24 protein-coding genes and 1 pseudogene are annotated in these 25841 nt (G+C 73.3%); 17 read left to right on the top strand and 8 right to left on the bottom strand.

The window, feature by feature from the left end; genetic code table 11:
- Positions 1–18: 18 nt before the first annotated feature.
- From ACWDVW_RS03445 to ACWDVW_RS03465, 5 genes are all read right to left on the bottom strand, one after another.
- Positions 19–2736: an FtsX-like permease family protein gene (locus tag ACWDVW_RS03445; RefSeq protein ID WP_449944271.1), complete on the bottom strand. Its 2718-nt coding sequence runs from the start codon at positions 2734–2736 to the stop codon at positions 19–21.
- Between the two features lie 23 nt (positions 2737–2759).
- Positions 2760–3473, bottom strand: coding sequence for an ABC transporter ATP-binding protein (locus ACWDVW_RS03450; RefSeq protein ID WP_449944847.1), 714 nt, complete (start codon positions 3471–3473; stop codon positions 2760–2762).
- 92 nt (positions 3474–3565) lie between these two features.
- Positions 3566–4147 (bottom strand): PadR family transcriptional regulator, encoded by a 582-nt coding sequence (locus tag ACWDVW_RS03455; protein ID WP_396745313.1) that lies wholly within the window; start codon positions 4145–4147, stop codon positions 3566–3568.
- A gap of 82 nt (positions 4148–4229) precedes the next feature.
- Positions 4230–4691: a ferritin-like domain-containing protein gene (locus tag ACWDVW_RS03460; RefSeq protein ID WP_449944274.1), complete on the bottom strand. Its 462-nt coding sequence runs from the start codon at positions 4689–4691 to the stop codon at positions 4230–4232.
- Positions 4688–5200: a hypothetical protein gene (locus tag ACWDVW_RS03465; RefSeq protein ID WP_449944277.1), complete on the bottom strand. Its 513-nt coding sequence runs from the start codon at positions 5198–5200 to the stop codon at positions 4688–4690. The genes ACWDVW_RS03460 and ACWDVW_RS03465 overlap by 4 nt, the downstream gene beginning before the upstream one ends.
- Before the next feature lie 174 nt (positions 5201–5374).
- On the opposite strand from ACWDVW_RS03465, the gene rimP reads away from it, so the two are divergent.
- The 10 genes and pseudogenes from rimP (at position 5375) to ACWDVW_RS03515 (ending at position 15322) form a co-directional block, all read left to right on the top strand.
- The gene (gene rimP / locus ACWDVW_RS03470) at positions 5375–6031 is read left to right on the top strand and encodes a ribosome maturation factor RimP (RefSeq protein ID WP_350693760.1); all 657 of its coding nucleotides are present in this window, start codon (positions 5375–5377) and stop codon (positions 6029–6031) included.
- Positions 6028–7071 (top strand): transcription termination factor NusA, encoded by a 1044-nt coding sequence (nusA, locus tag ACWDVW_RS03475; protein WP_449944281.1) that lies wholly within the window; start codon positions 6028–6030, stop codon positions 7069–7071. The genes rimP and nusA overlap by 4 nt, the downstream gene beginning before the upstream one ends.
- 16 nt (positions 7072–7087) lie before the next feature.
- Positions 7088–7418, top strand: a pseudogene (locus ACWDVW_RS03480) (YlxR family protein).
- Between the two features lie 93 nt (positions 7419–7511).
- Positions 7512–10514, top strand: a complete 3003-nt coding sequence (infB, locus tag ACWDVW_RS03485) for a translation initiation factor IF-2 (protein WP_449944284.1) — start codon at positions 7512–7514, stop codon at positions 10512–10514.
- A 90-nt stretch (positions 10515–10604) separates the two neighbouring features.
- The gene (locus ACWDVW_RS03490; RefSeq protein WP_350693767.1) at positions 10605–10898 is read left to right on the top strand and encodes a DUF503 domain-containing protein; all 294 of its coding nucleotides are present in this window, start codon (positions 10605–10607) and stop codon (positions 10896–10898) included.
- Positions 10899–11040: 142 nt separating this feature from the next.
- Positions 11041–11538, top strand: coding sequence for a 30S ribosome-binding factor RbfA (gene rbfA, locus ACWDVW_RS03495; protein ID WP_449944289.1), 498 nt, complete (start codon positions 11041–11043; stop codon positions 11536–11538).
- 194 nt (positions 11539–11732) lie between these two features.
- The gene (locus tag ACWDVW_RS03500) at positions 11733–12728 is read left to right on the top strand and encodes a DHH family phosphoesterase (protein WP_449944849.1); all 996 of its coding nucleotides are present in this window, start codon (positions 11733–11735) and stop codon (positions 12726–12728) included.
- 66 nt (positions 12729–12794) lie between these two features.
- The gene (locus ACWDVW_RS03505) at positions 12795–13202 is read left to right on the top strand and encodes a hypothetical protein (protein WP_350693770.1); all 408 of its coding nucleotides are present in this window, start codon (positions 12795–12797) and stop codon (positions 13200–13202) included.
- Complete coding sequence (locus ACWDVW_RS03510) at positions 13202–13411, top strand: DUF6186 family protein (protein ID WP_396745455.1); 210 nt, start codon at positions 13202–13204, stop codon at positions 13409–13411. Before ACWDVW_RS03505 ends, ACWDVW_RS03510 begins: the two co-directional genes overlap by 1 nt.
- A 561-nt stretch (positions 13412–13972) precedes the next feature.
- Positions 13973–15322: an MATE family efflux transporter gene (locus tag ACWDVW_RS03515; protein ID WP_449944293.1), complete on the top strand. Its 1350-nt coding sequence runs from the start codon at positions 13973–13975 to the stop codon at positions 15320–15322.
- 18 nt (positions 15323–15340) lie between these two features.
- Here the strand turns inward: ACWDVW_RS03515 and ACWDVW_RS03520 are convergent, their stop codons facing one another.
- Positions 15341–15661, bottom strand: a complete 321-nt coding sequence (locus ACWDVW_RS03520; RefSeq protein ID WP_449944296.1) for a hypothetical protein — start codon at positions 15659–15661, stop codon at positions 15341–15343.
- Positions 15662–15803: 142 nt separating this feature from the next.
- Between ACWDVW_RS03520 and truB the strand changes: the two genes are divergently transcribed.
- The 6 genes from truB (at position 15804) to dapB (ending at position 23049) form a co-directional block, all read left to right on the top strand.
- Positions 15804–16688 (top strand): tRNA pseudouridine(55) synthase TruB, encoded by an 885-nt coding sequence (truB, locus tag ACWDVW_RS03525; RefSeq protein WP_449944298.1) that lies wholly within the window; start codon positions 15804–15806, stop codon positions 16686–16688.
- A 52-nt stretch (positions 16689–16740) separates the two neighbouring features.
- On the top strand, positions 16741–17670 hold the full coding sequence (locus ACWDVW_RS03530; protein WP_449944301.1) for a bifunctional riboflavin kinase/FAD synthetase: 930 nt from the start codon (positions 16741–16743) through the stop codon (positions 17668–17670).
- 170 nt (positions 17671–17840) lie between these two features.
- Positions 17841–18110 (top strand): 30S ribosomal protein S15, encoded by a 270-nt coding sequence (rpsO, locus tag ACWDVW_RS03535; RefSeq protein WP_117226670.1) that lies wholly within the window; start codon positions 17841–17843, stop codon positions 18108–18110.
- Between the two features lie 226 nt (positions 18111–18336).
- The gene (locus ACWDVW_RS03540; RefSeq protein ID WP_449944304.1) at positions 18337–20697 is read left to right on the top strand and encodes a polyribonucleotide nucleotidyltransferase; all 2361 of its coding nucleotides are present in this window, start codon (positions 18337–18339) and stop codon (positions 20695–20697) included.
- Between the two features lie 100 nt (positions 20698–20797).
- Positions 20798–22207 carry a M16 family metallopeptidase gene (locus ACWDVW_RS03545; protein WP_449944307.1) on the top strand — a complete coding sequence of 470 codons (1410 nt, stop codon included), beginning with the start codon at positions 20798–20800 and terminating at the stop codon, positions 22205–22207.
- Positions 22208–22275: 68 nt separating this feature from the next.
- Positions 22276–23049 carry a 4-hydroxy-tetrahydrodipicolinate reductase gene (dapB, locus tag ACWDVW_RS03550; RefSeq protein ID WP_449944310.1) on the top strand — a complete coding sequence of 258 codons (774 nt, stop codon included), beginning with the start codon at positions 22276–22278 and terminating at the stop codon, positions 23047–23049.
- Positions 23050–23411: 362 nt separating this feature from the next.
- Here the strand turns inward: dapB and ACWDVW_RS03555 are convergent, their stop codons facing one another.
- Complete coding sequence (locus ACWDVW_RS03555) at positions 23412–24026, bottom strand: N-acetyltransferase family protein (RefSeq protein ID WP_449944313.1); 615 nt, start codon at positions 24024–24026, stop codon at positions 23412–23414.
- A gap of 35 nt (positions 24027–24061) precedes the next feature.
- Between ACWDVW_RS03555 and ACWDVW_RS03560 the strand changes: the two genes are divergently transcribed.
- Positions 24062–25363, top strand: coding sequence for a glycosyltransferase family 87 protein (locus tag ACWDVW_RS03560; protein WP_449944854.1), 1302 nt, complete (start codon positions 24062–24064; stop codon positions 25361–25363).
- Here ACWDVW_RS03560 and ACWDVW_RS03565 read toward each other — a convergent pair.
- Entirely contained in the window at positions 25262–25813 is a 552-nt protein-coding gene (locus tag ACWDVW_RS03565; RefSeq protein WP_449944315.1) for an N-acetyltransferase family protein, read from the bottom strand. The genes ACWDVW_RS03560 and ACWDVW_RS03565 overlap by 102 nt on opposite strands.
- Positions 25814–25841: the final 28 nt, after the last annotated feature.

Here is a 25841-nt window from a genome sequence, read left to right on the forward strand (position 1 = left end):
CGCTGCGCCCGCGTCCCGTCAGTCCAGGCGGCGTTCCACCGGCAGCCGGGACCGGGTCAGCAGCGCCGCCCCGGCCATCGCGACCAGCGGCACCACGACCAGCACGCCGAGGGTGAGCCAGGGCACCACCAGCGGGTACGGCGACTCCACCGGCCACCCCTCGGTCAACCGTCGGTTGGTGAAGGTCAGGATGATCGCCGCCGAGCCGAGCCCGGCGACGATGCCCAGCAACGAGCCGAGCACGGCGATCACCCCGGCCTGGCAGAGCGACAGCAGTCTTCGTACGCCCGGACCGGCACCGACCGACGCGAGGGTGGACAGGTCGGCCCGCCCCTCGGCGGCGGCGAGTCCGGTGGCGATCCCGGCGGCCCCCACGGTCACCAGCGCCGAGACTCCGGCCAGCAGGAGCAGGAACGGCTCGGCGCCGCCGAAGCCCTTGCCGACCTCGAACTGTGCGCCGACCGGACCGAGGGACTCCAACGCGTCGACGAACCGGTCCCGTTGCCGCTGCTCCGGCGGCTCGTCGGCGGCGATGGCCCAGCCGGTCTGCCGGACGGTGAGGCCGAGGCGGTCTGCCGCAGCGGGCGAGAGCAGTAGCCAGGGTGGCCGCATGTCGCTCCGCGTCGCGTACCCGGGCACGGTCGTGGTGGCCGCCTCCGCCGCGCGGTCGTCCGGCTCGACCCGGAGGTGCAGGCGGCCGTCGGCGAGGTAGCGCGGATCGGTGACCACCGCGCCACCCGCACGCAGGACGGCCGTGGCGTCGGCGACCTCGGCCGGCGTGGCGCCGGTGAGCATCGGCAGCGCCGCGCCGTCGTCGACCGCCACCTGGAAGTAGCCGTCGAGATGGTCCTCGGACGGCCCCTGACAGCGTTGGTCGGCCCGGGCCCGCCGCTGGTCGGCCTCGCTCATCGTGTCGTAGGGGCGCCACGGGCAGAACTGTTCCACTGGCGGCACCGCGCTCACCAGACAGGCGTCGAAGACCGGCCGGCAGCCGGCCGCGATCAGCGGGGCGACCGTCGCGGCACCGAGATGGTCCCGGGCCGCAGCGGTGACGGTGTCCCGGCCGAGTGGACCGTCGGACCCCGGGTCGTGGGCGGTGACCAGCACCGTCCGGTCCGGCAGCAACGGACGGTACTGCCCGTCGGATCGGATGTCCTCACTGGCCAGGAAGGCCCCCAGAGCGACGCTGCCGGCGACCGCCGCCATCACCGCCGAGATGGCCGGCGCGGTCGAGGAACGGTTGCGGCTGGCGTCGCGTACCGCGATCCGGGGCGCCAGCGGGAGGAACCGGCCGAGCCGGGCCAGCAGCCCGACCAGCGTCGGCGTGGCGAAGACCAGCCCGAGTTCGCCGAGCACCAGCCCGGCGAGGATGACCGACGAACGGACCATCGCCGCCCCGATCCCGGCGATGACCAACCCGGTGACGGCCAGCAGCACACCGAGCGCCAGCCAGCGCCGCCGGTGGGTGGGTGCGCCGCGTCGGCCGGCGAGCCCGGCGACCACGTCCTGCCGGGCGGCGGTCCAGGCCGGCGCGAGCGCGGCCAGCACCCCGGCGAGTACGGCGACGAGTGCGATCACGCCCAGCGCCGCCGGCCAGACGCGGTACCCGGCGAAGCGGTGCTGGAAGACGAACTCCTCGACCAGCGGCCGGGCGGCAAACGCGGAGAGCACGCCGAGCGCCACCCCGACGGTGGCACCGAGGCACCCCAGCAGCACGCCGTCGGCGAGCACCACGCGGCGGAGCTGCGCCGCGTCGCCGCCCGCCACCGCGACGAGTGCCAGCTCCCGCCGCCGTCGTCGGACCCCGACCGCGAAGGCCGGGCCGACCAGCAGGACCACCTCCAGCAGGCCCAGTCCGCCGATCAGCATTCCGGTGCCGATCGCCTCCGCGCCCAGGCTGTTACCGAGCGGACGGACCGCCTCCACCGGGCTCGACGGAGCCCAGACGCGGGCACCGACCACCACTCCGTTGCGGTTGAGGTGGCGGAACAGATCGTCGGTGACCGGCCCGGGCAGGTCGACCAGGAACACGGTGTCGTGATCCAGCGAGCCCGACGGTTCACCGGCGGGACGCAGGAAGGCCATCGGCTCCAGCGACTCCGGGAGTTCGACCACACCGACGACGGTCCAGCTCCTCGTGCCGTCCCCGGCGTTGAGCACGCCCCCGACGTCGACGCCGAAGGTGCGCCGAGCGGCCCGGTTCAGCGCGACCTCGTCGGCCGTGGCCGGCGCCCGACCCTCGTGGACCCGAACGAGGCCGGCGGCGAGCGGATCGGTGAGGTCGACCTCGGTGGCGGAGACGTCGTCGCGGATCCGGGTGCCGTCCCGGACCGGCAGCGGCACCCAGCGGCGTACCGGGAGGACCCGGCTGTCCGCCGGGAGCAGCCGGCGGACGTCGTCCACGGTGACCGTCTCGGGGATCCGGTCCTCCGGCGCGTTCCAGACGCTGCCGTCGGCGTTCTGGGCGACCTGCCCCTGACTGACCACCCGCAGCTCCGCGTCGGCGTCGCCGAGCCGCTGCTCCATCTTCTCGGCGGGATCGAGCTGGGCCATGTCCGCGCTGACCGCGATGAAGGACAGCGCCAGTACGGGCAGGACGATCATCGCCAGCACCAGGGCGGTACGCCCACGGGCCCGCGTCGCCTCGCGCCGGGCGATCCGCAGCGCGGCCCGCCACGAACCGAGCGTCTCGGCCGACCGACTCCGGCGGGGCCGCTCGGGTGGAAGGTCGTGCACCGGCCGCGAATGGGGGCGGAGGCTCACCGAGGACTGCCGGAGAGCAGCGCGTCGACGCCGACCAGCGGGGCGGTCGAGTCGACCTCCACTCCGTCGCGCAGGAACACCACCCGGTCCGCCCAGGCGGCGTGCCGCGCCTCGTGGGTGACCAGCACGCCGGCCGCTCCGGCGTCGACCCGGCGGCGCAGCAGCCGCAGGACGGCCTCACCGGTCTGCGAGTCCAGCGCCCCGGTCGGCTCGTCGGCCAGCACCAGACGCCGTTCGCCGACCAGTGCCCGGGCGATCGCCACACGCTGCTGCTGGCCGCCGGAGAGCTGGTCGGGGAAGCGGTCGCCGAGTTCGGCGAGACCCACCTCGGTCAGCGCGTCGAGCGCCAGCCGGCGGGCCCGGCGTACGCCCGCGCCGTCGAGTTCGAGGGGGAGGGAGACGTTCTCGGCGGCGGTCAGGCTGCCGATGAGGTTGAGGTTCTGGAAGATGTAGCCGATCCGGCGGCGGCGCAGCCGGGCCAGACCACGCCGGTCCAGGGCGTGCAGTGGCTGTCCCTCGACGAGCACGTGACCACCGGTCGGGCTGTCCAGCCCGCCGGCCAGGGTCAGCAGGGTGGACTTGCCGGAGCCGGAGGGACCCATCACGGCGACCAGTTCGCCGGGGCGGACGACCAGACTCACCCCGCGCAGCGCGTGCACCGCGGCCGGGCCGCTGCCGTGCGTCCGGTGCACGTCCCGCAGCTCCAGCACCGCCTCCGGGTCGGGTCCGGCGCCGTCGGGTCGGCGGGAGTCAGGTGCCGTGGGGGTGTCGCGGGTGGCCGACGCGGGCCGGTCGTCCGCGCTCACCGCCAGGCCTCCTCACCACTGCGGCCCGCCGCCTCGGGCAGTGGCGTCGGGCCGGAGGCTGGGGGGCGGTGCCGCACCAGGCTGCTCTCGCAGTGGTCGAGCCAGCGCACCTCCGCCTCGGCCTGGAAGACCATCGCGTCCAGCACCAGTCGCCACGGCAGGTCCTCGGGCCGGTCGCTGGAGTACTTCAGCCGGGTCAGTTCCTGCAGTGTCCGCATCGTCGCGGTGCGCTGGGTCTGCACCACGGAGCGAACGTCCACCCCCGGCGTGGTCAGCGCCAACGCCAGCTTGATCGCCAGTTCGTCCCGGGGCCGGTCGTTGCGGCTGATCGGGGTGGCGAACCACAGCGTCAGGTCCGCCCGTCCGGCTTCGGTGATCTCGTACGGCCGCTGCCCGGCCTCGCTCTCCGGCAACGACCGCACCAGCCCGTCCCGCTCCAGCCGGGACAGGGTGGTGTAGACCTGCCCGATGTTGAGCGGCCAGGTGGAGCCGGTCGACTCCTCGAAGGCGGCCCGGAGCTGGTAGCCGTACATCTGGCCGCGTTCGAGCAGGGCGAGCAGGCCGTGACGGATGGACATGGAACCGGAGTATGCATACCTGGTATGCCATCCGCAACCGGTGCGGACCGTGATGCTGCCTACCCATCGACGGGCGTGTCCCTCAGGCGGGGCGACCCGGGAACGGCACGGTCAGCGGGGTGGTGCCGGCGCTGCGCCGCCATCGCGTCGCCCGGACCGCGTACTCGACCAGAGCGGCCAGGGCGCGTTCCCGCTCGGCGCCGGTGCTGACCGGCAGCGCCGCCCGCCAGAACGCCGCCGTACGCTCCTCCACCACGATCGCGAGCCGCAGCGCGCTGGCCCGGTCGGTCACCGGGAAGGGCAGGGCGTAGCCGGCCCGGTCCGGCGGCACGGTCCCGCCACCGGTGCTGAGCTGCATCACCAGTGCGTCCCGCCGGCCCCGGTGGGCCGCCTCCGCCTCGGCGGCGGCCGCCCGTTCGTCACGGGGCAGGCGCACTCCGATCGGGCCGTAGGCCCAGATGGCCGCGTACTCGGCGGTCAACGCCCCGGCGAGCGCCTCACCGGGCCCGGCGGGCGCACCGCGCCCGGTGCTCCATCCGCTCATCGCAGCGCCTCCAGGTGGCTGGCACGGGCGGCGGCGACGGAACCCAGCACCGCGGCCCGCTCGGCGGGCGCGGCGGCGCAGGCGGCCTTGGCCGACTCCCGGCCGGACCGCTCGGCCTGGCGCAGCGCGGCCAGCGCGGCGGTCGGCTCGCCCGACCCGACGGCGGGTGCGGACCAGGACGCCCCGGTCGGTACGGCCGAGCCGGACGGCGTCGCGGCACCGGTCAACCGGGCCAGTTCGGCCGCGTGTGCCTCGTGCGACTCGGCGAGCGGGACGAGCCGGGCGGCCAGGTCGGGGTGGGCGGTGGCGGCGGCGCGCAGCCCCGCGGCGAGACTCAGCGACTCGTCCACCAGCGGGGCCAGCGGATCCGGCTCCGGCGGCCGCTCGTCCCCGCCGAAGAGACCGCAACCGCTCAGCGGCACGGCGGCCCCACCCAGCGCCAGCAGCGCACCGGCCCGCAGGACCGTGCGCCGGGACAGCTCGGCGGACCCGTCCGATTGACTCGTCATGCCCATCACCACCGGACAAGTCAACACCATCGGCGTGGGCCGTGTGGCGCGGTGGCGCCGGTGCGCCGCCCGGGCTCTCCTCCGCCGGGCGCGTTACGCTCTGCGCAACCACCGGCGCGCCCGCACCGGTGGCGTACCGGCGTGGCGGCCGACGAGTAGTGGAAGGTCCAACAGATGACGCAGCGTGGCCGTGCCACCAGAACGACGGGGCGACCCCGTGGCGGCCAGGCTCCGCGAGGTGGTCCCGCGCCGCGCAGCGCGCAGGGTGGCCGGGGCGACCTGTCCGCCCGCCGCGAGCGGCTGCGCGCGGTGATCGCGCCGGTCGTCGCCGAGGCCGGCTACGACCTGGAGGACCTGGCCGTCTCCCGGGCCGGCCGGCGGCACGTGGTACGCGTGATCGTCGATGCCGACGGCGGCATCAACCTGGACGCGGTCGCCGACGTGTCGCGGGCGGTCTCGGCGGCGCTGGACGCGGCCGAGGAAGCCGGCGGCGACATCGTCGCCGGGGAGTACCAACTGGAGGTCAGCTCGCCGGGTGTGGACCGGCCGCTGACCCTGCCCCGGCACTGGCGGCGCAACGTGGGCCGGCTGGTCCGGGTGACCGTGCGTGGTGGCGGCACGGCCGGCGACCGGCAGGTCACCGGGCGGGTGGTGGAGGCCGACGACGAGCGCGTGGTGCTGGAGACCGACACCGAGCGCGCCGAGTGGGCGTACGCCGAGCTGGGGCCGGGCCGGGTGCAGGTCGAGTTCAGCCGCCTCGACGAACTGGCCGAATCAGAAGACCTCGACGACGATGACGATGACGATGATGTGGAGGACGAGGAGAGGTGAACATAGACCTCGCGGCGCTGCGCGCACTCGAGCGCGAGCGGGAGATCCCGTTCGACACGATCCTGGCGGCGATCGAGACCGCGCTGCTGACCGCGTACCGGCACACCGAGGGTGCGCAGTCGCACGCCCGGGTGGAGATCGACCGCAAGACCGGCGTGGCCCTGGTCTACGCCCAGGAACTGGGCGACGAGGGCACCGTGGATCGGGAGTGGGACGACACTCCGCACGACTTCGGGCGGATCGCCGCCATGACCGCCAAACAGGTCATCCTCCAGCGGTTGCGGGAAGCCACCGACGAGGTGCACTTCGGCGAGTACGCCGGCCGCGACGGTGACCTGGTGACCGGCGTGGTGCAGGCGCACGAGGCCCGGGCCGAGAAGGGCATCGTCACGGTCGACCTGGGCAAGCTGGAGGGGGTGCTGCCCCAGTCAGAGCAGGTGCCCGGGGAGCGGTACACCCACGGCGAGCGGATCCGCTGCGTGGTGGTGCACGTGGCCAAGGGGATGCGCGGCCCGCAGATCACGCTGTCGCGTACCCACCCGAACCTGGTGAAGAAGCTCTTCGCCCTGGAGGTGCCGGAGATCGCCGACGGTACGGTCGAGATCAGCGCGATCGCGCGTGAGGCCGGTCACCGTACGAAGATCGCGGTCCGGTCCACCGCTCCTGGGGTCAACGCCAAGGGCGCCTGCATCGGCCCGATGGGGCAGCGGGTCCGGGCGGTGATGAGCGAGCTGCACGGTGAGAAGATCGACATCATCGACTGGTCCGACGACCCGGCGACCTTCGTCGGCAACGCGTTGTCGCCGGCCAAGGCGCTGCGGGTCGAGGTGGTGGACCTGGGTGCCCGGGCGGCCCGGGTGACCGTGCCGGACTTCCAGCTCTCCCTGGCGATCGGGCGGGAAGGGCAGAACGCCCGGCTTGCTGCCCGGTTGACCGGTTGGCGGATCGACATCCGGTCCGACGCGGAACAAACTGGCTCCAGTGGTCGGCCCGGGGCCGACCACGTCCGGGAGCCAGGCGGAGCGGTCTCGGGTAGCTAGGGGTAGACTCTTTCCAGTGGCACGACGCGCGCTGCCGGAGCGCACCTGTGTGGGTTGCCGACGGCGGGCACCGGCCAGTGAACTACTGCGGATCGTCGCGGTCGGTGACGAGGCTGGATTCAGCCTTCGACCCGATCCGGCCCGCAGACTGCCGGGTCGGGGAGCGAACATGCACCCAGATCCGGCCTGCTTCGCGCAGGCAGTGCGGCGTCGCGCCTTCGGGCGCGCGCTGCGCCTCGCCGGGGTTCCAGATGACGGCACCCTCGCGGAGTACCTGACGCGTTCAACCACCACGTCCGGTCATCCGACCGGGTGTGGCCGCTAGCAAGGTAGGACGACCGACATGAGCACACGATGAAGTCCCAGAAATGACCAGGCTTCAAGTGCACGAGTGAGGTCGCTGCGGGTGCTGCCCGCACGACCTCGGAGTGAGGAGTGCAGTGGCAGGCAAGGCCCGCGTACACGAGCTTGCGAAAGAGCTCGGGGTCGAAAGCAAGACCGTTCTCGCCAAGCTGAAGGAAATGGGCGAGTTCGTCAAGTCCGCGTCGAGCACGGTCGAGGCGCCCGTCGCCCGACGGCTGCGTAACGCGTTCGTCGCCTCCGGCGGCTCTGGTGCCCCGGCGGCTGCGCCGTCGGCCGCACCGGCTCCGGCGGCAGCGCCCACCCCGCCGGCGACCCCCGGCGAGCCCCGCGTCACCGCCAAGCCGATGCCGCCGAGGCGTCCGGCGACGCCCGGACCGAAGCCGAAGGCCCCGGTTCCCGGCCCTCCGCCGGCGGCGGCCCCGGTCGCCAAGCCGGCGAGTGCCCACGACATCGAGGTGGCCGCCGCCGAGGCGCGCGCCGCCGCGCTGAAGGCCGAGCAGGAGGCCGCGGTCAAGGCCGCGCAGGCCGCCCGCCAGCAGCAGCGCGACAACGTCCGCCGGGAGCCTCCGGCAGACGGTGGCGCCCGTCCGGGTCCGGGTCCGCGGCCCGGTCCCGGCACCATGCCGCCCCGCCCGGGTTCCCCGGCCGCGGGTCGTCCCGGTGGCCCGAACCCCGGCCCGGGTGGCCGGCAGGGTCGCCCGCCGGCGCGTGGCGCCGGTAACAACCCCTTCGGTATCCAGGGCAGCCAGCAGCAGCGGCCGCCGGCCGCCGGTGCCGGTGGTCCCCGGCCCAGCCCGGCCTCGATGCCGCCGCGGCCGAGTCCCGCCTCGATGCCGCCGCGGCCCAGCCCGGCCTCCATGCCGAGCCAGCGTCCCGGCCGTCCGGGTGGCCCGGGTGCCGGTCGCCCCGGTGGCGGCGGCGGTGCCGGTCGTCCGGGTGGTGGCGGCGGTGGCGGTGGCTACCGTGGCGGTCCCGGTGGTGGCGGCGGTGGCGGTGGCTACCGTGGCGGTCCCGGTGGTGGCGGCGGTGGCGGTGGCTACCGTGGCGGTCCCGGCGGCGGCGGTGGCGCCGGTGCTGGTGGCGGCTTCCGTCCGGGTGGTCCCGCCGGTGGCGGCGGTCGTCCGGGTGGCGGCGGTCGTGGCCGTGGCGGCGGTGCCGCCGGTGCCTTCGGGCGTCCGGGTGGCAAGCCGACCCGTGGTCGCAAGTCCAAGAAGCAGCGCAGACAGGAGTTCGACAACCTGTCGGCCCCGACCATGAGCTCGGGTGCTCCCCGGGGTCAGGGGCAGGTGGTCCGGCTCTCCCGTGGCGCCTCGCTGTCGGACTTCGCCGACAAGATCAACGCCAACCCGGGTTCGCTGGTCCAGGAGATGTTCAACCTGGGCGAGATGGTCACCGCGACCCAGTCGTGCTCCGACGACACCCTGCTGCTGCTGGGTGAGCACCTCGGCTTCAACGTGCAGATCGTCAGCCCGGAGGACGAGGACCGCGAGCTGCTCGCGCAGTTCAACATCGACCTCGACGCCGAGGTCGCGGAGGACCGCCTGGTCAGCCGTGCGCCGGTGGTGACCGTCATGGGTCACGTCGACCACGGTAAGACCAAGCTGCTCGACGCGATCCGCAAGGCGAACGTGGTGGCCGGCGAGGCCGGTGGCATCACCCAGCACATCGGCGCCTACCAGGTCCACGTCCCGCACGAGGGCGAGGACCGGGCGGTCACCTTCATCGACACCCCGGGTCACGAGGCGTTCACCGCCATGCGTGCCCGTGGTGCCCAGGTCACCGACATCGTGATCCTGGTGGTGGCGGCCGACGACGGCGTCATGCCGCAGACCATCGAGGCGCTCAACCACGCCAAGGCGGCGGACGTGCCGATCGTGGTCGCGGTCAACAAGGTCGACAAGCCGGAGGCCAACCCGGACAAGGTCCGCCAGCAGCTGACCGAGTACGGCCTGGTCGCCGAGGAGTACGGCGGCGAGACCATGTTCGTCAACGTGGCCGCGAAGCCCGGCATCGGCATCGAGGAACTCCTCGAGGCCGTGCTGCTCACCGCCGACGCGTCGCTGGAGCTGACCGCTCCGACCGACGGGCCGGCGCAGGGTGTGGCCATCGAGGCGCACCTGGACAAGGGCCGTGGTGCGGTGGCGACGGTGCTGGTGCAGAAGGGCACCCTGCGGGCGGGCGACTCGATCGTCGCCGGTGGGGCGCACGGCCGGGTCCGGGCGATGCTCGACGAGAACGGCAACCAGGTCACCGAGGCCGGCCCGGCGCGTCCGGTCATGGTCCTCGGCCTGACCGCGGTGCCCGGCGCCGGTGACACCTTCCTCGCCGCGGCGGACGACCGCACGGTGCGGCAGATCGCCGAGCAGCGCCAGGCGCGGCGGCGGGCGGCGGCCTTCGCCAACTCCCGTGGCCGGGCCACCCTCGAGACGCTCATGGAGCAGCTCAAGGAGGGCGAGAAGACGTCGCTCAACCTCATCCTCAAGGGCGATGTCTCCGGTTCGGTGGAGGCCCTGGAGGACGCGCTGTTCAACCTCGACATCCCCGAGGAGGTCCAGCTCAAGGTCCTCGACCGGGGCGTCGGCGCGATCACCGAGAGCAACGTCATGCTCGCGAGCGCCTCGTCCGAGCCGGTCACGATCATCGGCTTCAACGTGCGGGCCTCCAACAAGGTCCGCGAGATGGCCGACCGCGAGGGCGTGGAGATCCGGTACTACACCGTCATCTACCAGGCCATCGAGGAGATCGAGGCGGCGCTCAAGGGCCTGCTCAAGCCGGAGTACGAGGAGGTCGAGCTGGGCAGCGCGGAGATCCGCGAGGTCTTCCGCTCGTCCAAGATCGGCAACATCTCCGGTTGCATCGTCCGGTCGGGCATCATCCGGCGCAACGCGAAGGCGCGCCTGCTGCGCGACGGCACGGTCGTGGCGGACAACATCACGATCAGCTCGCTCAAGCGGTTCAAGGACGACGCGACCGAGGTCCGCGAGGGCTTCGAGTGTGGTCTGACGCTGTCCGGTTACAACAACGTGCAGCCGGGCGACATCATCGAGACCTTCGAGATGCGGGAGAAGGTTCGCGCCTGATCCGGTAGTGACGCACTGATCGAGGGGTTTACGTCGAATGGCGTAAACCCCTTGATCATGTGGGGTGGGGTGCGGGTAGTGTCCGCAGCGATGTTCACCGCAACCGCAGTGTTCGACCTGCTGCTGCCGGGCGACTCCCGGTCGCTGAAGGCGAAGAGATCGTACGTACGGCCGATCGTGGCGGCGCTGCGCCGCTTCGAGGTGTCGGCCGCCGAGGTGGGTGCGCTCGACCTGCACGGTCGAGCCGAGATAGGAGTGGCGGTCGTGGCCGCGGAGGCGGCACACGCCCGTGAGGTGCTCGACTCGTGCGAGCGCCTGGTGGCCGGTCGACCGGAGGTCGAGTTGCTGTCGGTGCGCCGCCGACTGCACGGCGCGGAGGACTGACCGGTGGTGGTCGCGGCCACCTGCCGCCCCGCGCGCCGGAGCACGTGGCGCGGGTAGGGTTTCCAGTGTTGGGGTCGGTGCGGGTTCCGGTGACGGCGTCGCCGGTTCCGGCCGGCAGCGGGACGCCGTGGAGGTGGCGGAGATGACGGATCCGGCCAAGGTACGTCGGCATGCGGAGCGGGTGCGTGAACTGGTCGCGTCGGTGGTGCGGAGCCAGATCAAGGACCCGCGGCTCGGCATGATCACTATCACCGACGCCCGGATAACCGCCGACCTGCGTGACGCCACGGTCTTCTACACCGTGCTCGGTGACGCGGCGGCGCAGGCGGGCACCGCCGCCGCGCTGGACAGCGCCAAGGGCATGCTGCGCAGCACCGTCGGCAAGGCGCTCGGGCTGCGCCACTCGCCGACCCTGACCTTCGTCCTGGACGACGTGCAGGACCAGGTGAAGCACATCGACGACCTGCTCGCGGCGGCCCGGACCGCCGACGCGGAGGTGCAGCGCCTCGCTGCCAAGGCCGAGTACGCCGGTGAGGCCCAGCCCTACCGGCTCGAAGACGAGGAAGACGAGGCCGACGAGGCCGAGAACCAGCCCGGCACCGGTGACACGGACGACACCCGGAGCGGGGAGCGGCGGTGACCGCCCCCTCCGGCGGTGCGCTGACCGAGTCGGGCCCGGGCGCGGCGCTGCCGAGTCCGGCCCGCCCCGGCGCGGCCGAGGGGCCGGCGGTCTCCGCCGACCCGGACGCGGCGACCACCGGAGTCTCGACGGACGCGGCGACGTCGTCGTCCCCGGGCGGGTCCGCGCCGCGCGAGGCCGACTGGGCCGCGGCGGTGGCGGCGGTACGCCAGGTGGTGCCCGCCGGGCGGGTGCTGCTGATCTGCCACGTCAACCCGGACGGCGACGCGCTGGGCAGCATGCTCGGGTTCGGGCTCGGGCTGCGGCAGCTCGGCGTACGCCGCTTGCAGGCGACCTTTCCCGGGCCGCCGGAGGTGCCCGAGCCGTTCCGCGGCCTGCCCGGGCTGGAGCTGCTGGTTCCGGCGACCGAGGCCGACCCGGAGCCGGACCTGGTGATCTGCTTCGACGCGGCCAGCGACTCGCGCCTCGGCGACCTGGCCGACCGGCTGGCCGGGCCGGGCACCGCGCTGGTGCTCGACCACCACGCCTCCAACTCCGGCTTCGGTGACGTCAACCTGGTCGACCCGGCTGCGGCGGCGACCTCGGTGGTCGCGGAGGAGCTGCTGGCCCGGCTCGGCGTCCCGCTGGACGCCGGCATCGCCGAGTGCCTGTACGTGGCGTTGAGCACCGACACCGGCTCGTTCCGGTTCGACGCGACCACTCCGGCCGTGCACGAGATGGCGGCCCGTCTGCTGGCCACCGGCATCCGGCCGGGGGAGATCTCCCGGCGGGTGTTCGACAGCCGCCCGTTCGGCGCGGTGCGCCTCTTCGGCGAGGTGCTCGGCCGCGCCCGGCTGGAGCCCGAGGCGGCGTCCGGGCACGGCCTGGTCTGGACGTACGCGACCCTGGACGACCTGGCTCGGCACGACCAGCGACCGTACGTTCTGGAGGCGCTGATCGATCCGGTGCGGTGCACCGCCGAGGCCGACGTGAGCTGCGTGGTGAAGCAGACCGGGCCCCAGGAGTGGGCGGTGTCGCTGCGCAGCAAGGGTGCGGTGGACGTGAGCCGGGTCGCGGTCGCGCTGGGCGGTGGTGGGCATCGACTCGCCGCCGGGTTCACCGGCCGGGGCAGTGTGGACGACGTGGTCGACCGGGTACGCGCCGAGTTGGTGGCGCCCGGGTCGGGAAGCGGTGTCGACCCCGAGGGGTGATTTTCAGGGGCGGCTCGGGGGAGTGTTGCCATACCGCCGCCGGGAGATGACGGGGAGAATCGAGTGATGGAGCAGCCCCACGACCTCACGATCGACGCCCCCCGTACGTGGGAGAGACCGGTCGTCTGCGTACCGGTGCTGGTGGCCCTCTCGCTGGTCGGCGGGCGATTCCCGTCGTTCTCCACGGAGGCCAACCTCTACGTGTTCGGCACCGGCGGGCTGCTGATCTGGCTGGGCCTGACCAAGCGGGTGCAGGCCCGTCCGGCCCCGCAGCGCCTGGGTTCCGGCGCGGTCTGGTGGACGTTGCCGGTGGTGGTGTTCGGGGTGTTCGAGGGGGCCACGTTCTTCGCGGCGGCCGGTGACGACTTCCCCACCTTCTCGCTGCTGGCCGACCCGTTGTTGGAGGACCGGCTGGTCCGTTCCGCCGCCTGGCTGGTCTGGCTGTCGGCGTTCTGGGGGTTGGTGCGCCGATGATGCGGTATCTGGCGATCGGTGGGTTCCTGGTCGGTCTGGCGCTGTTCGCGGTGGTCGAGTGGATGGCGCGCCGGGAGGGCTCGCGAATCCCGACGCTCGGCGAGATGTGCGCCTACGTGATGCGCTACGAGGTCGGTCCGGTTCCGGTGGGCCGGATCGGGATGTTCGGCTTCTGGTGGTGGGTGGGCTGGCACTTCCTGGCCAGGTGACCGGGATTCCACCAGTCCAGATGGCGGGAACAGCACGCACCATGTGGACCTGAACGATAGCTTGGGAATTGACCGGTGCTGCTGTGGCACGGGTCACGGGAGCGGAGCCCTACCCGGCGTCGCTTCCCCTCCAGGGTCGACCGACCCGGGCCAACCACACACCACCCGTCCATAGCTCCGGTGATCCTGGGGCCGGTTCCGGGTGTCTGTCGTACACCGCCCGTGATGCCGTCGCGCCAGTCGGCGCGCGCCCTGGAAGGGGTTCGCCATGCCCGCCAAGCCCAAGCCCGAGACCACCGACGAGGCCCGCGAGCAGGCCCGCCGTGCCCTGCAGACCTCGATGGACACCCGTCAGTGACCGTACGCGACCGGCGGTGACGCCGAGCCGCACCGCGCGTACGGCGTCACCGCCTCGGGTCGCCTGACGATCCCGGCGCGGCCCGCGCCACCGGCCGCGTACCGACCATCACCCGTCCTCCCGCCCTCCTGGTGGACGCCCACGACGGGTAAGTGGCGCAGGAGCTTGCTCTCCTTACACATCGCATGCCAGGATCGGCGGCGATGAGCCAGACCACCGTTGCCAGCCGTGTCGCCTCGCCGCGCCGGTTCGCCGCGCTCGCCCTGCCCGCCCTCGTGGTGCTGGCCGCCGAGCCGATCTACGTCCTCGTCGACACTGCCGTCGTCGGGCACCTGGGCCGCGTGCCGCTGGCCGCGGTGGCCGTCGGCGGCACCGTGATGACCCTGACCGCCTGGCTGGGCACCGTGGTCGCCTACGGCACCACCGGCCGGGCCGCCCGCCGCTTCGGCGCCGGTGACCGGGCCGCCGCCGTGGCCGAGGGCGTGCAGTCCTCCTGGCTGGCGTTCGGGGTGGGACTGCTGGTCGTGGTCGCCATGCAGTTCGGTGGCGGCGCGCTGGCCGGCGCCCTCGCGGGCGGCGGCGAGGTGGGCGAGGCCGCCGGGCAGTGGCTGCGGGTCGCCGCCTTCGGTGCGCCCGGTCTGCTGCTCGCCGCCGCCGGCAACGGCTGGATGCGGGGCGTGCAGGACACCCGACGGCCGCTGTTCTTCGTGGTCGGCCCGAACCTGTTCTCCGCGGTGCTCTGTCCGGTGCTGGTCTATCCGGTGGGGATGGGGATGATCGGCTCGGCGGTGGCCAACGCGGTCGCACAGACCCTCGGCGGCGTGCTCTTCGTCGGCGCGCTGATCTCCGAGCGGGCCCCGCTGCGCCCGCACCTGCGGGTCATCCGCCAGCAACTCGTGCTCAGCCGGGACCTGCTGATCCGGGGCGTGGCGTTCCAGGTCAGCTTCCTGTCGGCGACCGCCGTGGCGGCCCGGTTCGGTGCCGCCGTGGTCGGCGCCCACCAGATCGCCGTGCAGCTCTGGTTCTTCGCCGCGCTGGTGCTCGACGCGTTGGCCATCGCCGCGCAGGCGCTGGTCGGTGCGGCCCTCGGCGGCGGCGACGCGGCGGTGGCGCGGGCCCTGGCCCGCCGGGTCGCCTGGCTGGGCGCGGTCTGCGGCACCGCTTTCGCAGTGCTGGTGGCGGCCGGTGCCGGTGTGGTGCCGGCCCTGTTCACCCCGGACACCGACGTGCACAGGCAGGCGATGGTGGCCTGGCCGTGGTTCGTCGCGATGCTGCCGCTGGCCGGGGTGGTGTTCGCCCTGGACGGCGTGCTGATCGGTGCCGGTGACATCCGCTATCTGCGCAATCTGACCGTGGCCGGCGCGCTGGGCGGGTTCCTGCCGGCGATCTGGCTCGCCTACGCCTTCGAGCTCGGCCTCGGCGGGATCTGGGCGGGCCTGATGCTGTTCGTCGTCGTTCGGCTGGTCGGTCTGGTGCTGCGGCTGCGCAGCGGTGCCTGGGCGGTGACCGGCGCGGTCCGGGACGAGACGCGGACCGCCGACGCCGTCGCGTGACGGCGATGCGGCGGCGGTTCAGATCAGGTTGAAGATCCCGTAGGCCGCCAGCACCAGGACCAGCGCGAGCGTCCAGGCGACGACCATCATGACGATCTTGGCGGTGACCGGAAAGCGCTGGTACAGCCGTTGCCGTCGCTGCCAGGCCCACCATCGGCCCCGCAGCCACCGCGCTCCGGGCAGCGCGGCGAGGCGGTCGCCGACCCGGGTGGCCAGGGTGCGTCGAGGCGGGGGCGGGTCGCGCATCCAGTCGGGCAACATGCTCGGCTGTTCGGGAGTCCGCAGGCCCACCGGGCGCTCGGGACCTCGCTTGCGGACGGTGCCGTCGTTCGTGGCCATCTCGTCTCCTCGTGATCCGCCGGTGGCACCTCGCCGCCATCGGCGCACCATGCTGGCAGGGCCGCCACCGGCGCGTACATCCGATTTCCGGCTGGTCGTCCGGTGTCGGGCGGGCGCGGGCGGTCTGGCAGGCTTGCACGTCGTGAGCACTGACGGTCTGATCGTGGTGGACAAGCCCGGCGGCATGACGTCGCACGACGTGGTGGCGAGGATCCGCCGGTTCGCGCGGACCCGGCGGGTCGGCCACGGCGGCACACTCGACCCGATGGCCACCGGGGTCCTGGTGATCGGCGTGAACCGGGCCACCCGGCTGCTGACGTACGTGATCGGGGCGGACAAGAGCTACACCGCCACCGTCCGCCTCGGCCAGTCCACGGTCACCGACGACGCGGAGGGCGACGTGATCGCCACCACGCCCGCCGGCACCGTCACCGACGCGGCGATCCACGCCGCGCTGGCGGACCTGACCGGCGAGATCGACCAGGTGCCGAGCGCGGTGAGCGCCATCAAGATCGACGGGCAGCGGGCGTACAAGCGGGTGCGCTCGGGGGAGAGCGTCGACCTGCCGGCCCGGCGGGTCACCGTGTCCCGCCTCGACGTGCTGGCGATCCGGCGCGACCAACCGGACATCGTCGACGTCGACATCGACGTGTCCTGCACCACCGGTACGTACATCCGGGCGATCGCGCGCGACGCGGGCCTGGCGCTCGGGGTCGGTGGGCACCTGACCGCGCTGCGGCGGACTGCGGTGGGCGGCTTCACCCTGGCCGAGGCCGCCACCCTCGACGAGCTGGAGCAGCGCGCGCCCGACGTGGTCGGGGTGCCGCTGGCGGCCGCCGCCGACCGGTTCTTCCCCCGCCGGGACGCCGGACCCGACGAGGCGAAGGTGCTCTCCCACGGGGGGCCGCTGGAGCCGGTCGGGCTGGCCGGACCGTACGCGGTCTTCGATCCGGCCGGCGGCTTGATCGCTATCGTCAGCGAGCGGGGTGGCCGGGCCCGCGCGGAGATCGTGCTCGCCCCGGCCTGACGGCGGATGCCGGCCCGGTCGGTGCGGGCGGGCGGACTAGCGGAGGAACAGCATGCAGCGGTGGCGGGGCTTCGACGCGGTGCCCGGCGGGTGGGGGCGGTCCGTCGTCACCATCGGCGTCTTCGACGGCGTGCACAAGGGGCACCAGGCGACCATCGGCCACACCGTCGCCCGGGCCCGCGAACTGGGCGTGCAGTCGGTGGTGGTCACCTTCGACCCACACCCGGCCGAGGTGGTCCGGCCCGGCTCCCATCCGGCGGTGCTCACCGAACCGGCCCGCAAGGCCGAGCTGATCGAGTCGCTCGGCGTGGACGTGCTCTGCGTGGTGCCGTTCACCGCCGAGTTCTCCCGGCTGCCCGCCGAGGCGTTCGTGCACGACATCCTGGTCGCGCACCTGCATGCCGCGCTGGTGGTGGTGGGGGACAACTTCCGGTTCGGGCACCGGGCCGCCGGGGACGTCGCCCTGCTCGACCGGCTCGGCCGGACGTTCGGCTTCGCCGTGGAGGACGCCCCGCTGGTCTCCGAGGCGGGCACGGTCTTCTCGTCCACGTACATCCGCTCCTGCGTCGACGCGGGGGACGTGGCCGCCGCTGCCGTCGCGCTCGGACGACCGCACCGGCTGGAGGGGGTCGTGGTCCGGGGTGACCAGCGCGGCCGGGAACTGGGCTTCCCCACCGCGAACCTGCTCTGCCACCGGTACGCGGCGGTCCCAGCGGACGGCATCTACGCGGCCCGGATGATCCGTCGGGGGCAGCCGCACCCGCTGGCCGCCGCCGTCTCGATCGGCACCAACCCGACCTTCTCCGGCCGGGAGCGGCGCGTCGAGGCGTACGCGCTGGACTTCGACGGCGACCTGTACGGCGAGCGGCTCGCCCTGGACTTCGTGTCCCGCCTGCGCGGGCAGGTCCGGTACGACGCGATCGAACCGTTGGTCGCCCAGATCGCCGAGGACGTCGCGCAGACGCGCCGGGCACTGGGCTGAGGGCTCGTCAGGGCGATCCCGACCAGGTGCTGGTAGGCTGGCGTGGACGTCGGCTGACCGACGTGGGGCCTCGCTGCCTGCTCGACGCCGCGGGCGCGAAGGCCGTTCGTCGCCGGTGCCCTAGCCCGGCCCGACGAACCGTATCGACAACCCACCAGAACAGGGAGAACATGGCGCTCGACCAGCAGGCCAAGGCCAAGATCCGCGAAGAGTACGCGACCGCCGAGGGTGACACCGGGTCGCCCGAGGTGCAGGTCGCGGTCCTCACCAAGCGGATCGCCGAGCTCACCGAGCACCTGAAGGTGCACAAGCACGACCACCACAGCCGCCGTGGGCTGCTGCTGCTGGTCGGCCGTCGCCGTCGGCTGCTCAACTACGTGCAGAAGAAGGACATCAACCGCTACCGGTCGCTCATCGAGCGACTCGGTCTGCGTCGGTGACGTGACGGGGGGAGCGGCCCAGCGGGCCGCTCCCCCCGTCCGCGTCCCACCCGAGACACGGGCCGCGCGCACCTGAGACAAGGGGAGCCGTCGGCGTACCGGTCTCCGGTAGTGGCCTCCGGAGGCCCCGGCAGTTCGCCGGTGGTACCGGGCGCTTCGATCGAAGACCGGCCGTCCGCACAGCTCCCGCGTCGTGGCCCCCGATGCGAAGGAGCACTACAGCACCATGACCGAGACCAAACTCGGCACCGAAACCCGCACCGCCGTGATCGACAACGGGTCGTTCGGCACCCGCGAGATCACCTTCTCTACCGGTCGGCTGGCCCGTCAGGCCGCCGGCTCCGTCATCGCCCAGCTCGGCGAGACGGTCGTCCTCTCCGCCACCACCGCCGGTAAGCACCCGAAGGAGCAGTTCGACTTCTTCCCGCTGACCGTCGACGTCGAGGAGCGGATGTACGCCGCGGGCCGGATCCCCGGCTCGTTCTTCCGCCGTGAGGGTCGCCCCAGCGAGGACGCCATCCTCACCTGCCGCCTGATCGACCGGCCGCTGCGCCCCTCGTTCGTCAAGGGCCTGCGCAACGAGGTGCAGGTCGTCGAGACCATCCTCGCGCTCGACCCGCAGCACCCGTACGACGTGGTGGCGATCAACGCCGCCTCGATGTCGACGAAGCTCTCCGGCCTGCCGTTCTCCGGCCCGATCGGGGCCACCCGGATGGCCCACGTCGACGGCCAGTGGGTCGCCTTCCCGACCCACGAGGAGCTGAGCCGCGCCACCTTCGACATGGTGGTGGCCGGTCGCGCCCTGGCCGACGGCGACGTCGCGATCATGATGGTCGAGGCCGAGGCCACCGAGCACACCGTCAAGCTGGTCGCCGACGGTGCCCCGGCACCCACCGAGGAGGTCGTGGCCAGCGGTCTGGAGGCCGCCAAGCCGGCCATCCGTGAGCTGTGCCGCGCGCAGAGCGAGCTGGCCGAGGTGTCCGCCAAGCCGGTCGCCGAGTTCCCGGTCTTCCTGGAGTACCAGGACGACGCGTACGACGCGGTCGCCGAGTTCGCTCGCGCCGACGTCGCCGAGGCCCTGCAGATCGCCGGCAAGGCGGACCGCGAGGAGGCCCTGGACGCGGTCAAGGCCCGCCTGCTGGAGGAGCTCGGCCCGCGCTTCGAGGGTCGGGAGAAGGAGCTGTCGGCCTCCTTCCGCTCGCTGACCAAGTCCGAGGTGCGCGGTCGCGTGCTGCGGGAGCAGGTCCGGATCGACGGCCGTGGCCCGCGTGAGATCCGTCCGCTGAGCGCCGAGGTCGGCGTGCTGCCCCGGGTGCACGGCTCGGCGCTGTTCGAGCGCGGCGAGACCCAGATCCTGGGCGTCACCACGCTGAACATGCTCCGCATGGAGCAGGCGCTGGACACCCTCTCCCCGGAGAAGTCCAAGCGCTACATGCACAACTACAACTTCCCGCCGTACTCGACCGGTGAGACCGGCCGGGTCGGCTCGCCGAAGCGCCGCGAGATCGGGCACGGCGCGCTGGCCGAGCGGGCGCTGATCCCGGTGCTGCCGTCGCGCGAGGAGTTCCCGTACGCGATCCGGCAGGTCTCCGAGGCGCTCGGCTCCAACGGCTCCACCTCGATGGGTTCGGTCTGCGCCTCGTCGCTGGGCCTGCTCTCCGCCGGTGTGCCGCTGAAGGCGCCGGTGGCCGGCATCGCCATGGGCCTCATCTCCGACGAGGTCGACGGCAAGACCCAGTACGTGACGCTGACCGACATCCTCGGTGCCGAGGACGCCTTCGGTGACATGGACTTCAAGGTCGCCGGCACCCGGGACTTCGTCACCGCCCTGCAGCTCGACACCAAGCTCGACGGCATCCCGTCGGACGTGCTGGCCGCCGCGCTCCAGCAGGCGTACGAGGCCCGGCAGACCATCCTCGACGTGATGCAGCGGGCGATCGAGGCCCCGGCCGAGATGTCCGACTACGCCCCGCGGGTCACCACGGTGAAGATCCCGGTCGACAAGATCGGCATGGTGATCGGCCCGAAGGGCCAGACCATCAACGCCATCCAGGACGAGACCGGCGCCGAGATCTCCATCGAGGACGACGGCACCATCTACGTCGGCGCCACCAACGGCCCGTCGGCGCAGGCCGCGGTCGAGCGGATCAACGCGATCGCCAACCCGACCCTGCCCAAGATGGGCGACCGCTTCCTGGGCACGGTGGTCAAGACCGCGCCGTTCGGCGCGTTCGTCTCGCTGCTGCCGGGCCGCGACGGCCTGCTGCACATCTCCAAGGTGGGCGACGGCAAGCGGGTCGAGAAGGTCGAGGACTTCCTCAACGTCGGCGACAAGGTCGAGGTCGAGATCGCCGACATCGACCAGCGCGGCAAGATCTACCTGGACAAGGTCCGGCCGGAGGGCGCCGAGGCGCCGGCCGCCGAGGCCGGTGGCGAGCGGCCGGCCAGCCGCGACCGGGGCGACCGGGGCCCGCGTGACCGGGGCGACCGCGAGCGCGGTGGCGACCGGGGCGGGCGTGGCCCGGAGGGTGGCGAGGGCGGCGACGGCGGGGACTCCCGTCCGCGGCGCCGCACCCGGCACAGCTGATCGTCGTTTGGTAGTACCGCACCGCTGACCGGCCGGGCGACACCGTCGCCCGGCCGGTTCGTGATCCACCACCCCTCGTCGTACTGGGAAGCAGGTTGCCGTGAGTCGGACCCGCCGTTCGTCCTTGCCCACGGCGCGACCGGGAGGGACACCGTCCGGCGGCCGGCACGCCGCCGCGACGACCCGGTCCGCCGGAGCGGCCACCCGGGCGGTGACCAGGACGCTGAGTGACGACCCGCTGGGCGGTACGGTGCGCCGCACGGTGCTCCCCAGCGGGCTGCGGGTACTCACCGAGGCGATCCCGGCGATGCGCAGCGTCTCGTTCGGCATCTGGGTGGCGGTCGGCTCCCGGGACGAGACCGGGCCGCAGGCCGGCGCCGCCCACTTCCTGGAGCACCTGCTCTTCAAGGGCACCCACAAGCGGGACGCTCTGGAGATCTCCTCGTCGATCGAGGCGGTCGGCGGCGAGACCAACGCCTTCACCACGAAGGAGTACACCTGCTACTACGCCCGGGTGCTGGACGAGGACCTGCCCCTGGCCATCGACGTGATGTGCGACCTGGTCGCCGACTCGGTGCTGGAACCGGCCGACGTGGAGACCGAGCGGGGCGTCATCCTCGAAGAGATCGCCATGCACGACGACGAGCCCGGCGACGAGGTGCACGACCTGCTCACCCGGGCCGTCTACGGCGACCACCCGCTGGGCCGGCTGATCTCCGGCACCGCGGAGACGGTCACCCCGATGACCCGCCGGCAGATCCAGAGCTTCTACCGCCGCCGCTACGTCGCGCCGCAGATCGTCATCGCCGCCGCCGGGAACCTCGACCACGCGACCGTGGTCCGGCTGGTCCGGTCGGCGCTCAAGGGCAGCCCGCTGGACACCGACCCGGCGACGCCCGCGTCGCACCGGCAGACCACCCCGGAGGTACGCACCCAGGCCCCCACCGTGGTCGTCCACGCGAAGGAGACCGAGCAGGCGCACGTGGTGCTCGGCTGCCCCGGCATCGACCGGCTCGACGAGCGGCGCTTCGCCCTCGGCGTGCTCAACAACGTGCTCGGCGGCGGCATGTCCAGCCGCCTGTTCCAGGAGATCCGCGAGCGGCGCGGCCTCGCGTACTCGGTCTACTCCTACGCCAGCCAGTACGCGGACACCGGCCTGTTCGGCGTGTACGCCGGCTGCGCACCGGGCCGGGTGCAGGAGGTGCTGGAGCTGACCCGGGCCGAGTTGGCGCGTACCGCCGCGCAGGGCGTCACCGAGGCCGAGCTGGCCCGGGGCAAGGGGATGAGCAAGGGCTCGTTCGTGCTCGGCCTGGAGGACACCGGCTCGAGGATGAGCCGGCTGGCCAAGGGCGAGCTGCTCTACGGTGACCTGGTCCCGGTCGACGAACTGCTGCACCGGGTCGACGCGGTCACCCTGGACGACGTCAACGCCCTCGCCGCCGACCTGCTCAGCCGGCCCATGTCGTTGGCCGTGGTCGGCCCGTTCGGCGAGTCGGACTTCATCGCCTGATCCGGCCGCCCGGGTGGGTCGTCGTACCCCCGGGGTGCCGGCGTCCCGATTGGGATAGGTTGTGCCGCGTGACTGACGAGCAGGAAAAGGGCGCGACCGGGCCGATCCGGGTCGGCGTGCTGGGTGCCCGGGGCCGGATGGGCCTTGAGGTGTGCAAGGCCGTCGACGGCGCCGCCGACATGGAGCTGGTCGCCGGCGTCGACCAGGGCGACCCGCTGTCCGCCGTCGCGGACGCCGGGGCGCAGGTGGTCGTCGACTTCACCACCCCGGACGTGGTGATGGACAACCTGCGCTGGTGCGTCGACCAGGGGGTGCACGCGGTCGTCGGCACCACCGGCTTCACCAGGCAGCGGCTGGACCAGGTGCGGGAATGGCTGGGCGGCACGCCGGAGCTGGGCGTGGTGATCGCCCCGAACTTCGGCATCGGCGCGGTGCTGATGATGCAGTTCGCCACCCGCGCGGCCCGGCACTTCGAGTCCGTCGAGATCATCGAACAGCACCACCCGCGCAAGCTCGACGCGCCCAGCGGCACCGCCACGCACACCGCCCGGCTGGTCGCGGCGGCCCGCGCCGAGGCCGGGCTGGGCCCGATGCCGGACGCCACCGCCGACGAGGTCGCCGGTGCCCGGGGCGCCGACGTCGACGGGGTACGCGTGCACGCGGTCCGGGCCACCGGCCTGCTCGCCCACCAGGAGGTGCTCTTCGGCACCACCGGCGAGACGCTGACCATCCGGCACGACTCGTACGACCGGGTGTCGTTCATGCCCGGCGTGCTGCTGGCCGTCCGCGCGGTGCCCGGCCGACCCGGTCTGACCCTCGGCCTGGACCCGCTGCTCGACTGAGCGCGGCCCGGGCGGCCGCCACGCCCGACGCGGACTCCTCCCGGGCCGGGGCTGCCGCGACGGGCCGGGGCTGCCGCGACGGGCCGGGGCGGTGTCCTACCCCTGCTTTGGGCACTGTCGAGCTGAACCGTCTGCGCTATCGCGGCCGGTCGGCCGCCCGGCACCGTCGGTCGGCTACGTGTGACCCGTCGCTGCCGGACGAGCCGTCGCTGGCTGCTCGCTGCCGAGTGGGCCGTCGGTGATCCGTCTCTGCTCTCAGCTCGACAGGCGCCGGGGTGGCAGTAGTACTCCGGTGTTGCCGCAGCACCGGCGCATGGTGGCCGGTCGGCACAGAGCCGGCGACGGCAGGTCGAAGCAACGGCTCAGTCCGCCTCGGCGGGCGGGGCGGCGGACGGGTCAGCCGCTTCGCCCGCCTCGGTGGGTACCGCCACGTGCAGCCGGAGCTGCGGCACCAGCATGTCGTCCACGTCCAGCGCCCGGCCCGCGCCGTCGGGCTCCCAGCCGGCCGCGCCGAGGAACTTCCGGGACGCCTCGTCGCCCTCGAAGACCCAGGAGACCGCCCGGGTGAATCCGGACTCCCGCCACAGGTCCACACTGGCGGCCAGCAGCCGGCTGCCGTGCCCGCGTCGGCCCCAGCGCGGCTCCACCAGCAGGTCGGTCACGGCCACCACGTCGGCGCCGAGCGCGTCGGCCGGCTCGTTCGGGGCCAGCGCCTCCGCGTCGGCCGGCCCGGAGGCGGCGAAGCCCACCAGATACGATTGTTCGGCCTGTTCGACGGCGACCAGCACCCGGTGAGTGTCGCCGGGCGGCTGGCGTACCGCGGCGTCCCACCGCCGCGCGAGCCACGCCTCGTCGAGGTTCTCCAGCACGTGCCGGGGCAGCAGCCGCCGGTAGGCGACCCGCCAGGTCGCGAGCTGGATGCGGGCGATCTCGGCGACGTCCTCCGGACGCGCCGGGCGGACAAACCCCAGAGCCATGGGACGACAGCCTACGCAGGGTGAGGGAGGCGACGGTGGCGCAGGGTGCCAGGCGGACGGTCGGACAGGTCGTCGCAGTGGTCGTACTCGCCGTCGCGGTGACCGCGTTCCTGTCCGTGGCGGCGGTCCGGCACGGCTTCTTCGACCTGCACGTCTATCGCGGCGCGCTGGTCTGGTGGGTGCACGACGGCGGCGAGATCTACGACTACCTCAAGCCGGGCACCCAGTACGGCTTCACCTACCCGCCGTTCGCCGCGCTGGTGATGCTGCCCATGGCGTACCTGTCCTGGCACGGGGCGATCGTGGTGAGCGTGGCCGCCGGGGTGGCCGCCGCGGCGGTGCTGATCTGGTGGCTGCTGGACCCGGTGTCCCGGCGCGCCGGTTGGACCCGCTGGTTCGCGTTCGCGGTGGCGCTCTGCCTGGCCGCCGCGTTCGAACCGATGCGCGAGACCATCAACTTCGGCCAGGTCAACACGCTGCTTCTGTTCCTGGTCGCGGTGGACCTGCTGCGGTTGCTGCCACGCGACAGCACGTGGGCCGGTGTCGGCATCGGCCTGGCCACCGCGATCAAGCTCACGCCCGGCATCTTCCTGATCTATCTGCTGGTCACCGGTCGCTGGCGGGCGGCGCTCACCGCCACCGGCACCGCCGCCGGGGCGACCGTGCTCGCCGCCGCGCTGTTCCCGGACGCGGCCCGCGAGTTCTGGACCTCCGCGCTGTGGAACACCGGCCGGGTCGGCGAGTTGGCCTTCATCTCCAACCAGTCGCTGCGCGGGGTGGTGGCCCGGCTCGACCCGCAGAGCCCCAGCACGCTGGCCTGGCTGGCGCTGGTGGCCGCGACGGTGGCGCTGTGGATCCGACGGTCCCGGACGGCCGCGGCGAAGGGCGACTCCGCGGCCGGTCTGGCGCTGACCGGCGCGGTGATGTGCCTGGTCAGCCCGGTCACCTGGGTGCACCACCTGGTCTGGCTGCTGCCGGGGCTGTTGCTGCTGGTGGACCACGGCATGGCCGCGCCACCGCGCAGCCGTCGCCGTCGGCTGCTGCTGGCCGCCGCCACCGTCGGGTACGGCTTCCTGACCAGCCGGATCGTCTGGGCGTGGGAGCAGGACTTCAGCGGGGTCGACGGCTTCCTGTTCGGCAACACGTACGTCTGGATCAGCCTGGCGCTGCTGGCCTTCCTGCCGCTGGGCCGCCCGGGCGAACCGCTGGGCCGGGACGAACCGCCGGCCGCGCGGTCAGCCGTCGAGGCGGCCGGTGTACCGCAACTCGACCAGCCCGATCGGCGGACGCCCGCCGGACAGCGGCACCGGATAGGTCGACTCCTCACCATCCGGTGACAACCCGGCCCGCTGATAGAACCGGCGGGCCCGGTGGTTGTCCGCCAGCACCCACACCCGGTACTCCGACCAGCCGTGTGCCCGCAGCCCGTCGTGCGCGGCGGCGAACAGCGCCGGAGCCGTGCCGTCGCCCCAGTGGGCGGGTGCCACGTAGAGCGCCAGCACCTCGCCGTACGTCGGGTCGAGGTCGCCCCGGTCCTGGTTGTTGCGGTACGGCCCGAACGTGGTGAACCCGGCCAACGCCCCGTCGACCTCGGCGAGCAGCGTGGTGAACGGGTGCTCCGGGTCGGCCGTGCCGACAGCCCGGCGGCGCTGCGCCCAGGCCACCGGGTTGAGCCGCCCCAGCACCTCGTCCGGCATGATCCCGGCGTACCCGGCCTGCCAGCCGCTCACGTGCACCCGGGCGATCGCCTCGGCGTCCTCGGGTTCCTCCCGACGGATGGTGGGCATGGCTCCAGTTCTAGGCGGCGCGGGGCGT

This window comes from Micromonospora sp. NPDC003241 (genome assembly GCF_053589795.1).